The sequence below is a fragment of the Sapientia aquatica genome (genome assembly GCF_004358105.1).
Classification (GTDB): Bacteria; Pseudomonadota; Gammaproteobacteria; order Burkholderiales; family Burkholderiaceae_D; genus Solimicrobium; species Solimicrobium aquaticum.
Window position 1 is genome coordinate 717,422 of sequence record NZ_SMYL01000001.1, and the last position, 15,254, is coordinate 732,675.

Sequence of the window (15,254 nt, forward strand, 5' to 3'; positions counted from 1 at the left end):
TAAAACTAAGTTAGGTCGGCTTCATCGATACTGATTAATGCGCGCCACTAGCGTCTGCGCCAGCACCACCGGCTAATTTAATCGGCCGCGCTAACCACACTACGCCAAGCAAAATAAAGAACACCATGGACGAGGCGAAGAAAATATCATTCGCCGACATCATGTACGCCTGCTGATCAATAGTGCGATTAATCACCGCCAGCGCTTGCTCTGAGCTTAAACCACCAGCCTGCAAATTTGACATGGTTTGCATGGTTGGAATGCTGGCAAGATTCATCTTTTCGGTCAAATGCGCATGATGCATCGCCGCGCGGTTTTCCCACAAAGTGGTGGCAATCGAGGTTCCGAACGCACCGGCAGTAATTCGAGCAAAATTTGATAAACCCGACGCGGCTGGAATTTTGTCCGGAGACAGACCAGACAAGGTGAGCGAAACCAAGGGAATAAAGAAGAACGCCATCGCCACGCCTTGCACCACGGTCGGAATCAGAATCGTCGTCAAATCGGCATTGGTATTGAATCGTGAGCGCATCCACAGCACTAGCGCGAAGACGACGAAAGAAATTGTCGACAAGATACGCGGATCAACTTTACCTATGCTTTTGCCCACCAAGGGCGACAAGATAATCGCCATCACGCCTACCGGAGCTAAGACAATCCCCGCTTGGGTCGCTGTGTAGCCCATATATTGTTGCAGCCACAACGGCAACAATACGACGTTGCCAAAAAACACGCCGTAAGCCAATGACAAGGAAACTGTTCCAGTCCAAAAATTGCGACTTGTGAATAAATGCAAATCAACCACTGGATGTTCATCGGTCAATTCCCACGCGATAAAGAAGGCAAAACCCACCACGGCTACAACGGCCAAGGTAATAATTTGCGTAGATTCAAACCAATCCAATTCTTTACCTTTATCCATCATAATTTGCATCGCTCCTACCCATACAACCAGCAAGAACAAGCCAACTTTATCAATCGGCAATTTACGAATTGCAGAATCACGTTCTTTATAAATACTCCATGTCACCGCCGCAGCAAATGCGCCCACTGGAATATTGATGTAGAAAATCCATGACCACGAAATATGATCGGTAATCCACCCGCCTAACAATGGCCCCATCACCGGAGCAACCAAGGTCGTCATCGCCCACAAAGCCAATGCCATTCCAGCTTTGGCTTTAGGGTAGCTTGATAGCAGCAATGCTTGCGATAGCGGAATAATCGGCCCAGTAACCGCACCTTGCAGCACGCGGAAAGCGATTAATGATTCGATGTTCGGTGCAAAACCGCACAACCACGACGCCACGACGAACAGAAAAATACTGATCACAAATAAGCGCACCTGCCCGAAGCGCATCACTAGCCAGCCGGTCAGCGGAATCGAAATCGCGTTCGCCACGGCGAACGAAGTAATAACCCAAGTACCTTGTGCCGGGCTTACGCCCAAGTCACCAGAAATGGCTGGAATCGACACGTTCGCAATCGACGAATCCAGCACGATCATGAACGTGGCTAAGGCCAGCGCTAATGTTCCCCATATCAGGGTTGAGCCTGTCAGTGGAGGATGTTCAACATGCTTCATCGGAGCTGGTTTGCTCCGATCGTCAGCATTACTAGTTGCGGAAGTTGCCATGATTAATGTGCTTTATCTTCTTTGCTTGCTTTGCTAGCCTTAGTTGCTTTAGTCGATTTTTCACCGATGTTACTCGCGATGATTTTTTTGATTTCAGCATCGGCGGCAGCGCTATCGGTTGGAATCACTTCAGCATTTTTCGCTGAATTTTCGGTATTGGCTAAGGCTTTGCCCGATTGATCAACCACATCGACGTCCACCTCCATCGACAAGCCGATACGTAGTGGATGCTCGGCTAGTTCTTTCGGATCTAATTTGATGCGAACTGGAACACGTTGCACAACTTTAATCCAGTTACCGGTTGCGTTTTGAGCTGGCAACAAGGCGAATGCCGCGCCAGTACCAACACCTAAACCTTCAACGGTTCCGTGGAATACCACGTTTTTGCCGTACATATCCGCCACTAAATGAACTGGCTGACCGATACGCATCTTGCGTAATTGCACTTCTTTAAAGTTGGCATCAACCCACAATTGATCCATCGGAATCACCGCCATTAATGGTGTGCCAGCTTGAATGCGTTGACCCAACTGAACGCTGCGACGCGCAACATAGCCAGTCACGGGAGAGAGTAGGTTGGTACGTTGCGCGTTGATATACGCTTCGCGGAATTTAGCCGCGGCGCGCAACACATTGGGATGCTGCTCCACGTGTACGCCTTCGGTCAATGTCTTGTTTGAAGCCAATTGTTCGTTGGCCGACAACACGCCAGCCTGCGCCGCGGCGTAAGCACTTTGTGCGGCGACCAAGTTGGATTTTGCGTGTTGCAATTCTTCGTTAGATACGGCGCCGATGCTAGCAACCGATTGACGACGTGCTAAATCTTCTTTAGCGCGCGCTAATTCGCTGGCTGTGCGGGTGATTTCGGCTTCGCGCAATGTCACGTTCGCTTCATAAGTCGCGTTGTTAGCGTACAGTGTGCGGACTTCACGCACGGTTTGTGCTAATTGAGCACGCGCTTGATCCAGAGCTACTTGGGCATCAGCGCCGTCTAATTTCACCAGCGTTTGTCCCGCTTTAACGAAGTCAGTATCTTGGGCTTCGATGGCGTTGACCGTGCCAGCGATTTGCGGCGTGATTTGTACTATGTTGCCTGAAACGTAGGCGTTATCGGTGTCTTCGTGCTTGCCGTTATTGATGAACCAATACACGCCGTAAGCGATGGCGGCCACGCCAAAAATGCCGGACAGTGCCAACAACGCGGTTTTGCGCTTTGCTTGGCCTGGAATTGTTTGTTCTGATGAGTTATCCATGTGATTTCCTATGTGCTTTACTCGTTAGTTTTTGCTAAGAGAGATATGTATATTGATGAATTTGGTAAAGAATTATTTAAAACTGCTGACCGTTGTTTGATCATTAAAGCCGCCGCCTAATGCGCGCACTAAATTAATCGTTAAATCAACTGCTCGGGTCTTCAATTCGATTTCGGCGCTTTGTTGACTGAGCAAGGCGCTTTGGGCGTTAAGCACGGTTATGCGGCTAACTAAACCCGCTTTTTCACGTTGCTGAGCTAAATCAAAAACCGCTTGCGCGCTGGCTTGCTGTTCGGCTTGTTGCTTTTGTAGTTTCGCAATCGAGCGCAAGGAGCTAATTTGGTCGGCGACATCGTGTACCGCTTCGATCAAGGTTTGGTTGTAGCTTTCAACTGCCATATCGTATTCCGCCGTTTTGCTGCTTAAATCGGCGCGCAATCGGCCACCATCAAAAATCGGCAAACTGATCGCTGGGCCAACCGCGTAATCGCGGCTTGAGCCATCGAGCCAATGACCGAAACCCAAACTGCTAAATCCAGCAAACGCGGTCAAGTTGATGTTGGGATAGAACTCAGTTTTGGTGACATCAATTTGTTTGCTGGCTGCTAAAGCGCGATCACGAGCAGCCGAAATATCAGCGCGCCGGCCGATCAATTCGGCAGGAATCGCATCCGGTACATTCATGTTGACCTTGCTGGGCAGCGTGGCAACGATGTTTTGCGTGGCTTCAGGGCCTTTGCCAATTAATGCCGCCAACGCGTTGCGAGACAAGCTCATTTGCTCTTCTTGCTTAATAATTTCGGCGCGAATCGCTGGAACGCTGCCGCGCGAGATTTGCACATCTTGCTCGGTATCGAGTCCAGCATTTAAACGCTGATGTGCGACATTCAATAATTCTTCGCGCTGTGCTAACGTGGCTTCCAAGATTTTTTTCTGTTCAATCGCGCGGGCTAGGGAGAAATAACTTTTTGCCACGCTAGCTTCGATCAACAAACGTGCTGATTGAATCTCTGCACGGGCGGCACGTTCATTACTTAAGGCCGCGTCCAAGGCAGCGCGATTTTTACCCCAAAAATCAAACTCGTATTTGGCATTCAACATCAACAAATTGGTGGAATACACCGAGCCAGCAAATGGAGGCGGGTAAATATAGTTTTCAGTGAAATGCTCAGGCGTTACGCTGGCAGCTACACCCACGGTTGGCAGTTTACTGGCGTCAGTCGCGCGTGCAATGGCGGCGACTTTATCCAAGCGCGCCTTGGCTAATTTAATGGTCGGATTTTTTTCTAGCGCCTGTTCCATTAAGCTCGTCAGCACTGGGTCGTTGAGGGTTTCCCATGAAGCAGCGCCCGGCCATTGAATCGCTGCTGAGCTGAGTTTTAAATCGTCAGTGGAGGTAATAACTGCTTGCGGACTGATGCCCGAGTAATTGACGCAGCCAGCCAAGGCAAGCGATATCAATAAGATTGAACTACGTTTTAAGTGGTGTTTTTTCATAGCAAGTCCGTATCGATCTGCATTGCAATAGTGGTTGAATAGTTAATAAGTTGACGGGTACCACTCGACGATTCGCAAAGCGAGTGAATAAATAATAGGGAGTTCATTGTTGGTTGAAATGGAGGGGGAATTGGTTAAGGACGTTGGTCAGAGTAATCAGAGTAGTCGAGATTGTAATCAATAGTTAAAAATTACGTATTCATGCCGTTAGCTAACATTCGTCCCAGAAAATCTTTTAACAGATCATGTTCTTGCTGCGAAAAACCTCTCAAATGATGATTGGCGACTTTGCACAAGTCCGCTGGAATCTTTTCGCAGACTTTTTTACCTTCTTCGGTCAGCGCTAAATGCACCACACGCCGATCTTGTTCAGAACGATTTCGGATCAACAGCCCTTTATTCTGTAATCGGTCCAGCATCCGAGTGGTTGCACCCGTATCCATATCGGTCTCTTTGGCTAGCGCTGCCGCCGTGTCTACTTTGCCGATATAAATAAAGAGCAAAGGACGCCATTGCATTGCAGTCAAATCGTGCTTTTGCATTTCAATGTCGATCATTTTTAGCAATGAAATGTGCACGTTACGCAGCATGTAACCTACGGTTGTGACCGGCGTGTAGTCCAGCGGCTGGTAAAACTCAATATCCTTGGTCTGCTCGCCCGATGTTGAGGTAGAGGAAGTGGAGTTCATGCGGAACAAATTAGTCGATAAAAATCTAAAGCGAAAATATAGCTGCCTATGCAGCCATTGTCAAGGCAGTTTATTTTCGAGGCGGCTACTTTGTCCCGCTATTTTTGCAGAATATGAATTTTTTATTAAGCTTATTGAGGGCTAAGTGATTCAGCTCGTAAGGAAATTGCGACCTCAGTTAAAATGCAGCACTATTTCGCCAACTAAGGAACAACATGATTAAGCACATTGTGATGTGGAAGTTAAAAGAACACGCCGAAGGTTCAGATAAGGCCGCCAATCTGAGCAAAATGAAAATGCTATTGGAAAGTTGCGCAAATATAGTTCCTGGCATGACCGCGCTAGAAGTAGCGATTGCCGTGCCGGAATTGGAAGCGACCTACGATATTATTTTGTACACCGAATTTACTGACAAAGCGGCCTTAGACGCATACCAAGTGCACCCAACTCATCAAGCAATCAAACCATTTATCGGTGCGGTGCGGGAAGAACGTCAATGCATGGATTACCAAGTTTAAGATGAGTGAGGAACACCGTTTGCCTGCTCAAACCTATCAACGCATCGTTTTAGCTGCCCGACCACGCGGGCAAGTTGCTCCGGAAAACTTTCGGCTGGAAACTGCAACGTTACCGACAATTGACGATTTGAAGATTAACGAGGTCGTGATCAAAAATCACTATTTGTCGCTCGACCCGTATATGCGCGGGCGCATGTCCAAAGCCAAAAGCTATGCCGAACCGCAAGCGCTAGATCAGACCATGATAGGCGCGACAGCGGGGCAGGTCGTTGCGTCGCGACATGCTGATTTTTTGCCTGGTGATTACGTCTCGGGCATGTTGGGTTGGACAGAAATGGCCATTGAAGATGGCGCTGCCTTGCGAAAAGTTGATGCGGTGATTTTGCCTTTGTCGGTCTATTTAAGCGTGCTCGGCATGCCGGGCGTCACGGCGTGGTATGGAATTCATCGGATTCTGCAAGCCAAAGCCGGGCAAACCTTGGTCGTGTCGGCTGCCGGTGGCGCAGTGGGCAGCGTAGTCGGTCAATTGGCTAAACTAATCGGCTGTCGGGTCGTTGGCATTGCCGGTGGCGAGCAGAAATGTGCTTACATAGTTGATGAGTTAGGTTTTGATTCCTGTGTCGATTACAAAAAGTTTGCCAGCGAAGAAGAATTAACGGACAGCTTGGCTGCTGCGACGCCCGATGGAATTGATTTGCTGTTTGAAAATGTCGGCGGCCGCATCTTTGATGCTAGCTTGGCGCGCCTAAATCCCTACGCTAAGATCGCTTTGTGCGGCATGATTGCCGGTTACAGCGCCAATAGCGATAATGCGCAAGCACTTAAAAACAGCGGTAAATTATTAACCATGCGCGCCACCTTGCAGGGTTTTATCGTCACCGAACACATGGATGTGTGGCCTCAAGCCTTGGCTGAACTAACCGAATTGATGGTGGCAAAAAAACTGCATTATAAAGAAATGATAGCGCAAGGATTAGCCGCTGCACCGAATGCGTTTATTGGATTGTTGAGCGGGAAAAATTTAGGTAAGCAGTTAGTTCGTTTTTAATGTTATCGGCGTTTTTTCGCTTAAATTTACAGTCAACAATTTCGTCTTATCTCCGAGTAAAGTCTAGCTAAATAGGAAATCGAAAAATGTCCATTACCATCGTATTAGATAACTGGTCAGTTCATAAAGAAGCCGCGCGCGCGATTCGAATGCAGGTATTTGTGATCGAACAAAATGTACCGATTGAATTAGAGTGGGATGATATGGACGAGGTTTGCGTGCATGCGATTGCGAGCGACGAAAACGGTCAAGCGGTGGGGACGGGCCGCTTACTACCGGACGGTCATATCGGACGAATGGCCGTCATGGCAAGTGCACGTGGGACTGGTGTGGGCAGCCAAATTTTGACTAGCTTAATGGCAGCGGCAAAGCAGCGCGGCGATAAACGTGTTGTGCTAAGCGCCCAGCGTCAAGCCGAAGGATTTTACGCAGCACATGGATTTCGTGTGCTGGGCGATGAGTATTTGGAAGCGGGAATTCTACATATTACGATGGAACATTTTTTTAATTGATCGAACCCAAAAAATGTTCCTCGTGAACCGTGATTAGCAGGCAGCGGACTATTCAATGAGTTGATTTTTAATAGCGTAGTGCGTCAACTCGGCATTATTTTTTAACTTCATTTTGATTAAAACACGGGCGCGATATTCGCTAATGGTTTTGACCGACAGCGACAATTCTTTGGCGATGTCGCTTACCGCTTTGCCCGAGGCAATCAACGTCATGGTTTGGTATTCACGATCGGACAGTGTTTCGTGTAAGTTGACGGAATGCTCGTCGTCAATATGATTGGCTAGTTGCTGCGCCACGGACGCATTAATGTATTTCAATCCAACGGCAACTTGGCGAATAGCGGTGACCAATTCTTTTGGCGCGCTTTGCTTATTCAGATAGCCCGATGCACCGGCTTTTAAGGCGCGGATGGCATATTGTTCTTCCGGGTGCATGGTGAGCATCACAACGGCGATAGCGGGATGTTCTTTTTTGATCTGCTTTAGCACTTCAATACCGCTTTTATCGGGTAGGGAAATATCGAGCAGTAGCACGTTAAATTCATGTTCCCGACAAAGCTTGATGGTGCTGTTACCAGTTTCTGCTTCGCCTTTTACAACGATGTCTTTGGTGTCAGCCAGAATCTGTTTTAAGCCCTCTCGAACGATGGCGTGGTCGTCGGCAATAATGACTTCGATGATGGTATGTTCTTTCAACTTGTGTCCTTGATGTGCGTGATAGGGTTGTTGTTAACAACGCATGTTTATAACAGCGATAACTGATCGCTCATCGGCTCTTCAGCGGGGAATACAAAATTCTTGGGTTGTATCATCAGCGGAATTTTTATCGCGATCACACAGCCGTTATTGGGCTGTGAATCGACGATGATAGAGCCGCCAATTTCTTTGCAGCGCTCTGACATTCCTAATAGTCCGAATGAATTTGGTTTGCGCTCATCGTTATTCTCTAAACCACAGCCATTGTCTGCAATCGTCAAGCTAATGCTGGTGCGAGTGTACACAATCGCCAAACTGGCGTAAGTGGCGTTGGCGTGTTTGGCGATGTTGGTGAGGGCTTCTTGCACCATCCTAAAGATCGCAGTAGCGTTTTCAGCGGATAAGGAAATGTCGTATTTGTTGGTGGTAAATGAGCAGCGAATGTTGTACTGCTTCTCGAATTCTTTGACCTGCCAATCCAGCGCCGGAATAATCCCCAAATCTAATACGGAAGGGCGTAAATCGCGCGCGATGCGATGACCGGCTTCAATAGTGCGATCGATCAGAGTATCCACGTATTGGGTTTTTTCGGCTAACCAAGGTTGGTCTTTAGGCAGTCGGTTTTCTAGCGTATGCAAAATCATTTTAACGGCGACCAAATTGCCGCCCATGTCGTCGTGAATTTCCCGCGCGATATTCATTCGCTCTTGTTCTTTGATGCGCTCGATATGGGCCGACAATTCGGCCAGACGTTGACGATAAAGATGATTTTCAACCGAGATAAGTTTGCGCTCGGTGATGTCAGTAATAATGCCTTCCAAGATTACATTTTCTTCGGAGAGCTTGCGCGGCATGGCGCGGATGTGTATCCACTTAATATCGCTCCATTGAGCGATCCAAACACGGCCTTCCCAGTTCCATGGATTTTGCGAATAGGCCGATTCCTGCATGCTGCTGTGATAGGAGGCTAAATCTTCGGGCAGGATTAAATCGGTAAACTTGGACGAATTAAGGTATAAATTATCGGGCGTGACGCCGAGCGTGCTTTCGCAGTTTTGGCTTAAAAACAAATATTTGATCAGGCCACTTTTACTCAATAAGCTTTGAAAAACCAAGCCCGGCAAATTGGCAATAATCCCAGCACAACGCGCTTCGCTTTCTGAGGCGGCTTCAATCGCATTTTGTTGAATGCTAATATCCGTGCCGATAACAAGTAATGTTTCTTCGTCGTCGATCTTGTGCCGTAAAATGTGCAGCACCACTGGATAGCGCGATCCGTTTTTACAGGTATGCAGCGTTTTGAATTCGACTTTTTGTTGGCGACCCGAGAGTAACGGTTCTAATTGGTTTTGCCATTCAGTTTGGGTAAACTCACGGGCGATTTGCCACGGTCGCATTTGCTGCAGTTCTTCGAACGAATAGCCCAAGCCGGTTAAGGCGGTTTGATTGACTTGTTGATAGGTGCACGTTGCTGCATCAATCAAATAAATTTCATTGAAACAGCCTTCAATCAATTTGTTGAGTAAACCTTGAGTATCCATAAATATCTACTCTCGCTTTCTATATTAGCCAGAAATGATACTGTTATTGGACTAATGGGGGAAACAGACTTTGTGGCGAAATTATACTGAATATGTTGGTAGTGCTAGCAACGGCGCATCTCGCTTTCTATCGTAACAACAAGTTACCATAGCATCAATATTTTTGTGGATTTAAAGCAATATTTGTGGTGCGGCAACAAAACGCTAGTTTGAACTATAAAGGTAATAAAAAGCAATGAGTGAAAACATAAATCTGGATGACGATGACGAGCAAACCAGCGCCTTATTAAAAATACCTCCTGGTGCAAAAAATTACATCACCATGCCCGGCTACGTCGCCATGAAAGATGAATTGCTGCAATTGATCGACGTTGAGCGCCCAGAAGTTGTCAAGATCGTACATTGGGCCGCATCAAACGGCGATCGCTCAGAAAACGGCGATTACATTTACGGCAAGCGCCGCCTGCGCGAGATTGATCGGCGGATTCGGTTCTTAACTAAACGATTAGATTTGGCCGAAGTGGTCGATCCAACGATTCATCATGGAAGCGATCAGATTTTCTTCGGTGCGACGGTCAAATACGAGACGCAAAACGGAACCGAACACGAAATCACGATAGTGGGTGTGGATGAGTTCGATCCCTTACGCGGAAAAATCAGTTGGGTCTCGCCAGTCGCGCGAGCGCTCAACAAAGCGCACGAAGGCGATTCGATTTCGCTACAAACTCCCGCAGGGATTGAGGAAATCGTTATCCTCGAAGTGAGCTATCCCGCGCCAGCGCATTAAATTGGGCTGTATTGATCGGTTCTGCTGGCGTCAATTTTTAAATCCATTCAATGCTCTGTCATTCATTGACTTAGCTCAACCCCTGCGAAAACAGCACGATTAGGATGAAGGAGTTGTGACGGCTGCATCGTCACGACTTAGCCGCTTCCATCGCTAGATGGCCATGGAATGCCAAAAAATATGTCTAACTGTTTTTTGTGGGAGTTTGCCGTGGCATACAAAACCATCTTGGTCTATGTGGATGATTCACCGCATTTGGTCAATCGTGTCAATTTTTCCGCCAAAGTTGCGCAGAGCGAAATGGCGCATTTGATTGGCGTTGCGGTAACTGGTATTTCGCGCTTGTTACAGCTTCCCACGATCAACGTCGATCCGCAGTTTGCTGCCAATGGTAATCCCTATAAGCCCGAATACATCGACCAATTGCGGCATAACGCGCAATCGGCGCTGACTAAGTTTAAAGAAATCGTAAAGCCCTTTAATTTGCCATCGATTGAAACCAAACTCATTGATGATGACGCCTCAGACGCAATTAGTTCGCAGGGCGTGTATGCCGATTTGATCGTATTAGGCCAAAACGATAACGATAATCCCTCGTTAATTGCCAAGGTGGATTTTCCTGAATACGTCGCGCTGCATTCGTCTTGCCCAGTATTGATTATTCCTTGTGCGCCGCGCACCGAAACCATTGGTGATTCTGTGTTAATTGCGTGGAATGGCAGCATGGCGGCTTCACGCGCGGTGCGTAACGCAATGCCATTTCTGCAACGTGCCAAGAATGTTCGCATCGCCATCTTTGAGTCGGCCAACACTGACAAAGCCAAGCAACAAGAATCATGTGAAGAAATTGTGGCATTTCTTGAGCGTCACCATATCCAAGTTGAATTAGTTCGACGCACTGTGGTGGATAACATTGGTCAGGCCATGCTGGAACTAGCAATAGAAAAGCAGGTCGATTTAATGGTAATGGGCTGCGTCGCACACCAGCGCTGGCGCGGAGTTTTATTGGGCGGATCGACGAGGGTAATTTTGGAAAATGCGACGATACCAGTTTTAATGTCGCATTAGATTTAGCGCCGCATAGTTGGATAGCCGCTCGATTAGAAAATAGTCAGAAACTAGGAGGTTTGAACATGGAGCGAATCGAATGGACACCGGATTTATCCTTGGGACTGCCTGATGTTGATGCAGCTCATAAATTATTTCTGGATCAACTTGTGAGTCTGGCCGATGCGCCCGATAGCGAGCTGGTTAATTTGTTGCCGCCCTTGATTGCCGGTATGGAGAGCGACTTTTATCAGGAAGAAGCCTTGATGGAAAAAGTCAATTACCCTGAAATCAAAGTCCACCGCGAGCAACACGCCCGAGTTTTAAGTGCTTTGCATAACGCCATGCCAGATGTTTTACGCAATGATTTTGCCTTGGCCAGAAAAGCGCTTGAGCTGTTACCGCAATGGTCGGTGATGCACATTATCACGGTCGATAAAGCATTGGCGCTTTACCTAAAAGAAATCAAGGCGTTAACGAACGAAAAAAGTTAGTAGCAATTCTTCACCTTCCCACGCAAGCTGACTAACTCAGCAATCACCGGTTGCAGGATATACTACGGAGCCAAACAAATTTGAATTGGCTTTTCTCTTGCAACCGAGTGCATTATGTTCATCGATACCCATTGTCATTTAGATGCCGCTGAATTTAACGGCCAAGGAGCAGCCGCTGCGGAGCGTGCGGCGGCCAATGGCGTGCACCGTGTCATCATTCCCGCAGTCTCCGTGGATAACTTTTCTAGTGTCGCCGCGCTTGGTCGCTTTGGCGGTTATGCGCTGGGAATCCATCCCTTATTTGTCCCTGATGCCGCAGAAAAAGACTTAGAGGTTTTGCGTCAGAGCGTTAATCAAGCGCTCGCTGACCCGCATTTTGTCGCCGTCGGTGAAATAGGTTTGGATTTTTTTGTGCCTGAGTTGACCACGCCAGAAATGCGCGAAAAGCAGACCTATTTCTACCGCGAACAATGCAAGATCGCACGCGATGCCGGTTTGCCGGTTTTGCTGCATGTGCGTCGTTCGGTCGATCCGATTTTAAAAACATTACGCCAGATCACGCCAAAAGGCGGCATCGCGCATGCCTTCAATGGTAGTGATCAGCAGGCCGAGATTTTTATTCAGCTTGGTTTTAAATTAGGTTTTGGCGGTGCATTAACTTATACGCGCGCGCTGCAAATTCGACGTTTAGCGACCAATCTTCCCTTGAGCGCCATCGTATTGGAAACCGACTCGCCCGATATTTCACCCAACTGGCTAGCAGCCGGACAAAACTCGCCCGAACAGTTGCCCAGAATCGCGCAGGTGTTAGCTGAGCTGCGCGGGATCTCAATTGAGCAACTTGCCCAGCAGACGACACGCAATGCCTACGATGTATTGCCGCGCTTGATTCGGAACGATAGCGCATAAGCCTAATCTGAGACGCGTTAGCTTAGCGAGGTTTCAAAAAAGCAGATGCGTATCTTTATTGGCGGTTTTGTCGTCGGTATTTTGTGGTTGCAGCAGCAAGCACAATTGTGGAATTGGTTGGCAATATCCATGTTGGCCGCTGCTATTTTGGTAGCGCTAATTTTTTCTCCGAAAATCAAACAGCAGCAATTGCGCGCCGGCGTAAGTTTTTTTATCGGCGCTGCGCTTGGTTGGGTGTGGGCCACCGTCATGGCGCTCGCTGCTCTGGCTACGCAATTATCGCCTTCTATCGAAGAGCAAGAAATCACGGTAATTGGCACCATTACGAGCTTGCCGAGTTTTATAGAATACGGTCAGCGTTTTGAGTTTAGGCTTGAGCAAAGTCTGTCTCCTAGTATTAAGATTGATGCGCTACCCAGCAAGGTATTGTTGAGCTGGAATCGCGCTAACTATGTCCCACGTTCTAAGCTCCAAGCTGTTAACGCTAGCGAACAAATTACTCTCAATCCCGGTGAACGTTGGCAACTCACTATTCGTCTGCGTCGGCCTCATGGACTTGCTAATCCGCACGGATTTGATTATGAGGCGTGGTTGCTGGAGCAAGGGATAGGCGCAACAGGTTCGGTGCGTAACGATAAAGATCGGGATGTGTCGGACGCGAATAAGTCGCGCAATCGACGCATCGATTCGTTTGTTTTTAGCCCAAATAACCTCGTTCAATTGGCCCGCGCGAAGTTGCGCGATCGTATCTTAACTAGCTTGCCCAATCAAACATACGCGCCGATCTTGGTCGCGCTGGTGATAGGTGAACAGAATGCGATCTCGGCACAGGATTGGACTATGTTTGCTCGAACCGGTGTGAGTCATTTGATCTCGATCTCTGGTTTGCACGTAACCATGTTGTCCGGGATGGCGGCTCAATTGATGTTTTACTTGTGGCGACATTCGTTTTTCACGCAATCGCAATTGCCGCTGATTATTCCGGCGCAAAAAGTGGCCGCGCTAACTGGCGCAGTAATTGCGTTGATCTATGTGGCGTTAGCCGGTTTTGGTGTGCCGGCCCAGCGCACCCTAATTATGCTCAGTGTTGTTGCTCTGGCGGTGTGGTTTGATCGTATCAGCAATCCCTCTCATGTCCTTGGTGTGGCGCTCGCTTTGGTTTTGTTGATTGATCCGTGGGCAGTTTTATGGCCGGGATTTTGGTTGTCCTTTGGCGCGGTGGGCTTGATTTTTTTTGCGGGCGCTGGGCGCGCTTTGATCCGAACTCTGCCGTGCATTCCAGCGCAACCAGACCCGAGACAGGCTGAGCCAGTATGGCGCACCAAGCTGCGTGCTCAATGGAATGAAGCTACCACAACGCAGTATGTAGTAACCCTGGGCTTGGTGCCGCTGACAATGCTGTTGTTTAACCAAATCTCTTTAGTTAGTCCATTGGCTAACGCGGTGGCCATTCCCTTAGTCAGTTTGGTGATTACGCCATTTGCGTTAATCGGTTGCGTCTTGCCCGCGCCGCTAGGTGGTTGGATTTTGGTGGCAGCGAACGCTTTGTTAAGTTACTTGATTGTCTTTTTGCATTGGCTTAATCAGTTTTCATGGGCGGTTTGGTTCGCACCGCGTCCGTCAGTTTGGATGTTTGGTTTGGCGATGGTGGGAACGATATGGTGTTTGGCACCGAAAGGCTGGCCGCTGCGCTGGGCTGGACTTTTGGCTTGGTTGCCGCTTTGCCTACAGCAATCCGACTATCCAAAGCAGGGTGAGTTTAAGGTAACGGCCTTAGACGTTGGGCAGGGCATGGCGCTGTTAATTGAAACTGAAAAACACCGATTGTTATACGATACCGGTCCGTCCTATTCGGTTGATTCGGATGCTGGCAGTCGGGTGATTTATCCGTATTTAAAAATGCGTGGAATTAGTTATCTCGATGGTTTGATGATTAGTCACAACGACAGCGATCACTCGGGCGGTGCGCTGTCCTTGATGCGCCAAATTAATATGAATTGGGTCAGTAGTTCTTTATCGGAGGACAGTACGATAGTTCAAACCGCGCAACGTCAATTCCTGCATAAGACATGTTTGGCGGGCGAATCGTGGAATTGGGACGGCGTGCAGTTTGAAATTTTGCATCCTGCGGCGGTGATCTATACCAGCAATAAATGGAAATCCAATGCCAAGTCGTGCACCCTAAAAATTACCCAAGGTCAGTTTTCTATTCTGCTCCCCGGCGATATTGAGGCTATCCAAGAAGATCAACTGATCAACAGCATTCCCGATAAGTTAGCCGCTACCGTTTTGCTAGCGCCGCATCACGGCAGTGGCACGTCATCAACGTTGCCCTTCCTACAGGCGGTCAATCCGCGCATCGCCATCTTTCAACTCGGTTATCACAACCGTTACCGCCACCCCAAAGCCGCGGTGTGGCAGCGTTATGCGGATTTGGGTATCGATCGGTATCGCAATGATTACTCTGGTGCAATTTCGCTGACCTTTGGTGATGACGTTCGGGTCGAGGAATATCGCCGGACAGAAGCGCGTTATTGGTATTCAAAATCCGATTTAGTCGATTAAACCTCGCTTGATGGGCGGAATGCTCGAGTTTGTTATCTGGTTAAATGCAGTGTGAGAACAAG

General features: G+C 48.2%; 14 protein-coding genes. 8 read left to right on the plus strand and 6 right to left on the minus strand.

The genetic code is table 11. The annotated features are described in order from the left end of the window. Positions 1 to 34: 34 nt before the first annotated feature. From E2I14_RS03260 to E2I14_RS03275, 4 genes are all read right to left on the minus strand, one after another. Complete coding sequence (locus E2I14_RS03260; protein WP_133325345.1) at positions 35 to 1,636, minus strand: DHA2 family efflux MFS transporter permease subunit; 1,602 nt, start codon at positions 1,634 to 1,636, stop codon at positions 35 to 37. 2 nt (positions 1,637 to 1,638) lie between these two features. Next, positions 1,639 to 2,889 carry an HlyD family secretion protein gene (locus E2I14_RS03265; RefSeq protein WP_133325347.1) on the minus strand — a complete coding sequence of 417 codons (1,251 nt, stop codon included), beginning with the start codon at positions 2,887 to 2,889 and terminating at the stop codon, positions 1,639 to 1,641. A gap of 72 nt (positions 2,890 to 2,961) precedes the next feature. Continuing rightward, the gene (locus E2I14_RS03270) at positions 2,962 to 4,386 is read right to left on the minus strand and encodes an efflux transporter outer membrane subunit (protein ID WP_133325349.1); all 1,425 of its coding nucleotides are present in this window, start codon (positions 4,384 to 4,386) and stop codon (positions 2,962 to 2,964) included. Positions 4,387 to 4,577: 191 nt separating this feature from the next. Next, positions 4,578 to 5,075 carry a MarR family winged helix-turn-helix transcriptional regulator gene (locus tag E2I14_RS03275; RefSeq protein ID WP_133325351.1) on the minus strand — a complete coding sequence of 166 codons (498 nt, stop codon included), beginning with the start codon at positions 5,073 to 5,075 and terminating at the stop codon, positions 4,578 to 4,580. Positions 5,076 to 5,290: 215 nt separating this feature from the next. Between E2I14_RS03275 and E2I14_RS03280 the strand changes: the two genes are divergently transcribed. The 3 genes from E2I14_RS03280 (at position 5,291) to E2I14_RS03290 (ending at position 7,153) form a co-directional block, all read left to right on the plus strand. Next, the gene (locus E2I14_RS03280; protein WP_133325352.1) at positions 5,291 to 5,593 is read left to right on the plus strand and encodes a Dabb family protein; all 303 of its coding nucleotides are present in this window, start codon (positions 5,291 to 5,293) and stop codon (positions 5,591 to 5,593) included. A gap of 1 nt (position 5,594) precedes the next feature. Further along, positions 5,595 to 6,641, plus strand: a complete 1,047-nt coding sequence (locus tag E2I14_RS03285) for an NADP-dependent oxidoreductase (RefSeq protein ID WP_133325354.1) — start codon at positions 5,595 to 5,597, stop codon at positions 6,639 to 6,641. Positions 6,642 to 6,727: 86 nt separating this feature from the next. After that, entirely contained in the window at positions 6,728 to 7,153 is a 426-nt protein-coding gene (locus E2I14_RS03290; protein ID WP_206105566.1) for a GNAT family N-acetyltransferase, read from the plus strand. Positions 7,154 to 7,201: 48 nt separating this feature from the next. On the opposite strand, the gene E2I14_RS03295 is transcribed toward E2I14_RS03290, so the two are convergent. Then, the gene (locus tag E2I14_RS03295; RefSeq protein WP_133325356.1) at positions 7,202 to 7,849 is read right to left on the minus strand and encodes a response regulator; all 648 of its coding nucleotides are present in this window, start codon (positions 7,847 to 7,849) and stop codon (positions 7,202 to 7,204) included. A gap of 47 nt (positions 7,850 to 7,896) precedes the next feature. Further along, a complete protein-coding gene (locus tag E2I14_RS03300; protein ID WP_133325358.1) occupies positions 7,897 to 9,390 on the minus strand; it encodes a PAS domain-containing sensor histidine kinase in 1,494 nt (497 codons plus the stop codon). A 235-nt stretch (positions 9,391 to 9,625) separates the two neighbouring features. Between E2I14_RS03300 and greB the strand changes: the two genes are divergently transcribed. The 5 genes from greB to E2I14_RS03325 all read left to right on the plus strand — a co-directional run bounded on the left by greB (position 9,626) and on the right by E2I14_RS03325 (position 15,192). Then, entirely contained in the window at positions 9,626 to 10,177 is a 552-nt protein-coding gene (gene greB / locus E2I14_RS03305; RefSeq protein ID WP_133325360.1) for a transcription elongation factor GreB, read from the plus strand. A 210-nt stretch (positions 10,178 to 10,387) separates the two neighbouring features. Further along, positions 10,388 to 11,245, plus strand: a complete 858-nt coding sequence (locus tag E2I14_RS03310; RefSeq protein ID WP_165967736.1) for a universal stress protein — start codon at positions 10,388 to 10,390, stop codon at positions 11,243 to 11,245. Positions 11,246 to 11,310: 65 nt separating this feature from the next. Further along, a complete protein-coding gene (locus E2I14_RS03315) occupies positions 11,311 to 11,718 on the plus strand; it encodes a bacteriohemerythrin (protein ID WP_133325364.1) in 408 nt (135 codons plus the stop codon). 114 nt (positions 11,719 to 11,832) lie between these two features. Beyond that, positions 11,833 to 12,627, plus strand: a complete 795-nt coding sequence (locus E2I14_RS03320; protein WP_133325366.1) for a TatD family hydrolase — start codon at positions 11,833 to 11,835, stop codon at positions 12,625 to 12,627. A 45-nt stretch (positions 12,628 to 12,672) separates the two neighbouring features. Next, the gene (locus E2I14_RS03325; protein WP_133325368.1) at positions 12,673 to 15,192 is read left to right on the plus strand and encodes a DNA internalization-related competence protein ComEC/Rec2; all 2,520 of its coding nucleotides are present in this window, start codon (positions 12,673 to 12,675) and stop codon (positions 15,190 to 15,192) included. Positions 15,193 to 15,254: the final 62 nt, after the last annotated feature.

Bases quoted from the DNA above. Each gene is read 5' to 3' on its own strand.
- E2I14_RS03260 (WP_133325345.1), bottom strand. From the start codon at position 1,636: ATGGCAACTTCCGCAACTAGTAATGCTGACGATCGGAGCAAACCAGCT.
- E2I14_RS03265 (WP_133325347.1), bottom strand. From the start codon at position 2,889: ATGGATAACTCATCAGAACAAACAATTCCAGGCCAAGCAAAGCGCAAA.
- E2I14_RS03270 (WP_133325349.1), bottom strand. From the start codon at position 4,386: ATGAAAAAACACCACTTAAAACGTAGTTCAATCTTATTGATATCGCTT.
- E2I14_RS03275 (WP_133325351.1), bottom strand. From the start codon at position 5,075: ATGAACTCCACTTCCTCTACCTCAACATCGGGCGAGCAGACCAAGGAT.
- E2I14_RS03280 (WP_133325352.1), top strand. From the start codon at position 5,291: ATGATTAAGCACATTGTGATGTGGAAGTTAAAAGAACACGCCGAAGGT.
- E2I14_RS03285 (WP_133325354.1), top strand. From the start codon at position 5,595: ATGAGTGAGGAACACCGTTTGCCTGCTCAAACCTATCAACGCATCGTT.
- E2I14_RS03290 (WP_206105566.1), top strand. From the start codon at position 6,728: ATGTCCATTACCATCGTATTAGATAACTGGTCAGTTCATAAAGAAGCC.
- E2I14_RS03300 (WP_133325358.1), bottom strand. From the start codon at position 9,390: ATGGATACTCAAGGTTTACTCAACAAATTGATTGAAGGCTGTTTCAAT.
- greB (WP_133325360.1), top strand. From the start codon at position 9,626: ATGAGTGAAAACATAAATCTGGATGACGATGACGAGCAAACCAGCGCC.
- E2I14_RS03315 (WP_133325364.1), top strand. From the start codon at position 11,311: ATGGAGCGAATCGAATGGACACCGGATTTATCCTTGGGACTGCCTGAT.
- E2I14_RS03320 (WP_133325366.1), top strand. From the start codon at position 11,833: ATGTTCATCGATACCCATTGTCATTTAGATGCCGCTGAATTTAACGGC.
- E2I14_RS03325 (WP_133325368.1), top strand. From the start codon at position 12,673: ATGCGTATCTTTATTGGCGGTTTTGTCGTCGGTATTTTGTGGTTGCAG.